Annotated in this window: 2 protein-coding genes; both read right to left on the minus strand. The window is 66.3% G+C overall.

Annotation, left to right across the window (positions count from 1 at the left end; genetic code table 11):
• Positions 1–22: 22 nt before the first annotated feature.
• Positions 23–529 (minus strand): N-acetyltransferase, encoded by a 507-nt coding sequence (locus EN781_RS32660; protein ID WP_126057203.1) that lies wholly within the window; start codon positions 527–529, stop codon positions 23–25.
• Positions 526–1,296 (minus strand): methionyl-tRNA formyltransferase (gene fmt / locus EN781_RS32665; RefSeq protein ID WP_127400730.1); only part of this gene is annotated, 771 nt, incomplete at its 5' end. The genes fmt and EN781_RS32660, both read right to left, overlap by 4 nt.

Consider the following 1,296-nt stretch of genomic DNA (forward strand, 5'->3'; position numbering starts at 1 on the left):
GGGCCTTCACCGCGCTTGCCGCCTAGGCGGCAAGCGCGGTGAAGGCCGAAGCGTAGACCAGCTTGCCGCCCTCGGGTGCAGCGCCCCAGGCCAGTGCCTGCAGCGCCTCGCCCTGATACTCGCTCTCGAATTTTTCGGCGCGCGCATGGCTGTAGCCGAAGCGACCGTAGTAGGCAGGGTCGCCGAGCACCACGGCAAGCCGCTCGTCGGCTTCCTTGAGGCGGACATGCGCCTCGCGGATCAGGGCGCCGCCGATACCGGTGCCATGGAAGGACGGCTCGACCGCCAGCGGCGCCAGCGCCACCGCGGCAAACTGCCTGCCGCCGTTCTGCACAAAAAGCCTGGAGAACAGGATATGGCCGACCACCTGGCCGTCCTCTTCCGCCACCAGTTCGACGACGGCATCGCCGCCGGTGACCAGCGCGTCGACCAGGCCGGCCTCCGCCTGCTGGCCGAAGGCATGCTCTTCGACGAGGCGGATCGCCTCGCGATCCCGCGGCGTCGCCGCGCGTATCGACATCATGCTCATGAGAGTTTCGTTCCTTTTCCGATCTTGGCCCCGCGCAAAAACTCCTGCGCGGCGGCGGGCTTTCCGCCCGCCCGTTGAACTTCGACCAGCCGGACCGAGCCTGACCCGCAGGCGACCGTCAGCCGGTCATCGAGAATTCCTCCCGACTCGCCGACGCCATCCGAGAGCGTCGAACGAAGCAGTTTCAGCCGCTCCATGCGGCCGCCAATTTCGACCTCGCACCACGCGCCCGGAAAGGGCGAGAGGCCGCGAATGTGATTGTGGACTTCGCCGGCAGGCCGCGTCCAATCTACGCGTGTCTCCGATTTATCGATCTTTCGGGCGTAGGTCACCCCCGCTGTCGCCTGTTGGGTAAATGTCAGACAATTTATCCCCAACTGCGCGAGCGCTTCGGCCATCAGCGAAGCGCCTATCGCCATGAGGCGGTCATGCAGTTCGCCGGCGGTCATATCGGGTTCGATGGCGCATTTTTCAAGCAACGCCACCGGGCCGGTGTCCAGACCTTCTTCCATGCGCATCACCATCATGCCGGTTTCGGCATCGCCGGCCATGATGGCGCGCTGGATGGGAGCGGCACCGCGCCAGCGCGGCAGAAGCGAGGCATGACCGTTCAGGCAGCCGAGCCGGGGCGCGTCCAAAATGGCTTTCGGCAGCAGCAATCCATAGGCCACGACCACCGCAACATCGGCCCGCAAATCGGCAAAAGCCCGCTGCTCGGCCTCGCCCTTGAGCGAGGCCGGGGTGCGCACCTCTATGCCCAGCCGCTC

Origin of the sequence: Mesorhizobium sp. M4A.F.Ca.ET.090.04.2.1, from assembly GCF_003999085.1 — a bacterium.
Taxonomy (GTDB): Bacteria; Pseudomonadota; Alphaproteobacteria; order Rhizobiales; family Rhizobiaceae; genus Mesorhizobium.